Source organism: Streptococcus sp. GMD6S, from assembly GCF_000297015.1.
In genome coordinates, this window is sequence record NZ_AJRH01000085.1 from 1 (window position 1) to 4011 (window position 4011).

4 protein-coding genes and 2 pseudogenes are annotated in these 4011 nt (G+C 39.6%); 5 read left to right on the top strand and 1 reads right to left on the bottom strand.

What is annotated here, in order from left to right:
- The 5 genes and pseudogenes from GMD6S_RS08435 to GMD6S_RS08445 form a co-directional block, all read left to right on the top strand.
- The coding region (locus GMD6S_RS08435) for a winged helix-turn-helix domain-containing protein (RefSeq protein ID WP_000308148.1) at positions 1-327 on the top strand (327 nt) is incomplete at its 5' end.
- Positions 320-1294, top strand: a complete 975-nt coding sequence (locus GMD6S_RS08440) for a sensor histidine kinase (RefSeq protein WP_000887940.1) — start codon at positions 320-322, stop codon at positions 1292-1294. The genes GMD6S_RS08435 and GMD6S_RS08440, both read left to right, overlap by 8 nt.
- 6 nt (positions 1295-1300) lie before the next feature.
- A pseudogene (locus GMD6S_RS13145) lies at positions 1301-1399 on the top strand (peptide ABC transporter); the annotation flags it as partial.
- Positions 1400-1454: 55 nt separating this feature from the next.
- Positions 1455-1705, top strand: a pseudogene (locus GMD6S_RS12600) (hypothetical protein).
- A gap of 330 nt (positions 1706-2035) precedes the next feature.
- Positions 2036-3085, top strand: coding sequence for a DUF389 domain-containing protein (locus GMD6S_RS08445; protein WP_000147501.1), 1050 nt, complete (start codon positions 2036-2038; stop codon positions 3083-3085).
- 212 nt (positions 3086-3297) lie between these two features.
- On the opposite strand, the gene GMD6S_RS08450 is transcribed toward GMD6S_RS08445, so the two are convergent.
- A partial coding sequence (locus GMD6S_RS08450) for a threonine--tRNA ligase (protein WP_000330619.1) occupies positions 3298-4011 on the bottom strand: 714 nt, incomplete at its 5' end.

The following is a 4011-nucleotide window of genomic DNA, read 5'->3' on the forward strand; positions in this document are numbered from 1 at the left end:
CGTTCCTATGAGTTTGGGCGGGATGAAAGTTTGCTAGAGTATGCAGGTGTGATTCTCAATACCAAGTCTATGGACCTGCACTATCAGGGGGAAGTATTGAGTTTGACCAAGAATGAATTTCAAATTTTGCGGGTCTTGTTTGAACATGCTGGCAATATCGTGGCGCGTGATGACCTGATGCGGGAACTCTGGAATAGCGACTTTTTCATCGATGACAATACCTTGTCTGTCAACGTTGCTCGCTTGCGTAAAAAGTTGGAGGAGCAAGGTTTAGCAGGGTTTATCGAAACTAAGAAAGGGATAGGATACGGACTGAAACATGCTTGATTGGAAACCATTTTTTCTAGCCTATCTGCGTTCACGTAGTCGCATCTTTGTCTATATTATTTCGTTGGGTTTTCTTGTCCTACTCTTTCAGTTTCTGTTTGCTAGTCTAGGAACTTATTTTCTTTATTTCTTTCTGCTCAGTAGTTTTTTGACCTTCCTATTTTTGGCTTGGGATATGTTTGCAGAGGCTCAGGTTTACAGACAGGAAGTACTCTATGCTGAGAGAGACCCAAAGTCTCCTCTGGAATGTGCGCTAGCAGAAAAACTCGAAGAGCGTGAGTCTGAATTGTATCAAAAGAAGTCGGAAGCGCAGAGCAAGCTGACGGATTTGCTTGATTACTACACCTTATGGGTTCACCAGATCAAGACACCCATTGCAGCGAGTCGACTTTTAGTAGCAGAAGTCTCTGATCGTGAGGTCAAGCAGCAACTGGAACAGGAAATCTTTAAGATTGACTCCTATACCAATCTAGTGTTGCAGTACCTTCGTTTGGAAAGTTTCCACGATGACTTGGTATTTGAAAAGGTTCAAGTGGAGGATTTGGTGAAGGAAGTGGTTCGCAAGTATGCCCTTTTCTTTATCCAAAAAGGACTGACGCTCAATCTCCATGACCTTGACAAAATCATCGTGACCGATAAGAAGTGGCTGTTGATCGTCATTGAACAAATCCTCTCAAACAGTCTCAAGTACACCAAGGAAGGTGGGTTAGAGATCTATATGGAAGGTCAGGAGCTCTGTATCAAGGATACGGGAATCGGGATTAAAAACAGTGATGTTCTCCGAGTCTTTGAACGTGGGTTTTCAGGCTACAATGGTCGTTTGACTCAGCAGTCATCTGGCCTTGGTCTTTACTTATCTAAGAAAATTTCTGAAGAACTGGGCCACCAGATTCGCATCGAGTCTGAGGTTGGAAAAGGAACAACAGTACGCATCAAGTTTTCCAATAGGAATCTGATGATTGAGTGAGCATAGTTGATGATGACCTTATCCATCTGTGGAATTTTTGTTCTAGTCTATATCTCTATTTTCATGATAATGTCTAGAAGTTACCGTAAGATTGTCCAGATGTAAAAAATGTTACACTAGGAAACGACTAGAATATAGTCAAAAAATAAAAGAGGCAAAAATGAAAGAAAGTTATTTTGACGGAGGAATCCTAGATTATATTGGATACTCTATCTTAGTAGCCATAATTTTCAGGCTTACCTTGGGGATCGCAACATCTTGGGCGGTTTGCATGATGCAAAATTGAAAACCAAACACACGGTAGTGGATGAGCAACGTCTATACTTTGACGGGACTGGAGCACAACTGTTCGGCAACTGGATCAAGGGGTTTCTTCTAACCATCATCACGTTTGGGATCTATGGCTTCTGATTGAAAATAAAAATGAAGCAATGGATTGTCGAACACACCAATCTTGTTTAAAGATTAAAACGGCATCTTCTTTCAGAGGAGATACCATTTTTTTTCTTTTTCGTATAAGGAAACAAAAGTTTCTTCCTTCTCTATCTGTTCAATTGATATATTTCTTCAGAGAAAGACTGTAAAATTTTTGATATAATGTTAAGGATAGACTGACGGATGCTTAAAAGATAATTTTCAAAAAAATAACAGGTGAGAATTAAAAATATGTAAGATTGAAAAGAAGTCTCTCTGCCATCATCCAAGCAGAAACAAGATTATATGAAATAAAAGGAGTAACCAATGACCGGAAATTATTCAACACGTGAATACCGTGAGAAATTATATGATGATCTTCATGTTCGATTAAGAGATATAGTGATTTTGATGTGTGCGATTTTTATTGCCTCTATAGGTCTAAATATGAATTCAACAGCTGTCATTATTGGAGCCATGTTGATTTCCCCTCTTATGACATCGATTGTTGGACTAGGATTCGGTTTAGCTATTTTTGATACGCGTTTAATCAAGCAATCTTTAGAGGTTTTATTTACTCAAGTATTGGTCAGCTTGCTTGTTTCGACTCTGTATTTCTGGATTTCTCCCTTATCTTATGCAAGTAGCGAATTGATTGCACGAACCTCTCCAACCATTTGGGATGTTCTCATTGCTATTGCTGGTGGGATAGCAGGCGTAATTGGTTCAAGGAAAAAAGAAGCAAACAATATCGTGCCAGGAGTAGCTATTGCAACAGCTCTGATGCCACCTATCTGTACTGCAGGTTATGGTTTAGCTAATGGAAATGTACGATTTTTATTCGGGGCTCTCTATCTTTTCTTGATCAACTGTGTCTTCATCATGTTAACAAATATTGTTGGAACAAGAATTTTGATGAGGAAATCTCCCTTAAGTTCATTTAAAGAGCTAAACATTAAAATGAAAATTGGCTTGACATCCTTGATTGTATTATTGGTTCTTCCAGCCAGTTATTCAGCAGTCACTCTGACGATAGATCAAGCGCGAAAAGAAGGGATCAAACAGTTTGTAGGAAAAGAGTTCTCTAATCATACGGTCATTAATCAAGTCTACAAGTCTAGGGACAATGAATTGGTCTTGACAGTTGTTGGAGATCCGATTTCAGAAGAAGAATTAGAAACGCTCCATCAAAAACAAGCCTCTTACGGTATTCAATCTGTTCAATTAAAAGTCAATCAAGTCCATAATTCGACAAAATTAGATAGTGAGATGACCAAGGAATTTTATGAAAACATTAACAAGTATATCGATCAAAAACTCTCTGAAAAAGATTCACAAAAAGATCTCGTAAAAGAAAATGAAGCAGACAAGGATTGAGGATATTGAACTTTTCTAACTCGAGGAAGCAAATCTTGGGAGGATATCCTATATCCAACAGTTAGTGGATAGAAAGGATTGTTGATGAGGATACCATTTGTGGTGGTTTGACCAATCACGACTAGCTCAGGTTAAATAAAATATAAAAAAGCAATAACTATTTCAGTTGTTGCTTTTTCTTACTGAAAAATGTTTCTCAGACAGTGATCGTTTTATTTTTCCACACGTGATTTGTTGGCGATATCAGCAAGGATAGCTTGGACAAAGTCATCAACTGAGACAGTTTGTGTTTCCTTTTGTCCATAGCGACGAACATTGACTGTTCCGTCTTCCATTTCCTTATCCCCAACAATCAATTGGTAAGGAATCTTGCTAGTTTGAGAAGCACGGATCTTGAACTGCATTTTTTCGTTGCGCTCATCTACATCTGCACGGACACCGCGGTCACGGAGTTTCTTAGCCACTTCCCATGCGTAGTCTACGTGTTTTTCGTTAGAAACTGGGATGAGAGTTACTTGGTGTGGTGCAAGCCATGTTGGGAAGGCACCTTTGTAGTTCTCAATCAAGATAGCTGTGAAGCGTTCCATGGTTGAAATAACCCCACGGTGAATCATAACTGGACGGTGTTCTTCACCGTCAGCCCCGATGTATTTGAGGTCGAAGCGTTCTGGAAGCAAGAAGTCAAGCTGGATAGTCGAAAGGGTTTCTTCTTTTCCGAGAGCTGTCTTAACTTGGATATCCAATTTTGGTCCGTAGAAGGCTGCTTCACCTTCAGCTTCAAAGTAGTCAACACCCATTTCATCAAGTGCTGCACGAAGCATGGTTTGGGCATTTTCCCACATCTCATCGTTGTCAAAGTACTTGTGAGTATCTTGAGGGTCACGAAGAGAGAGACGGAAGCGGTATTCAGTCAAGTTGAAGTCTTC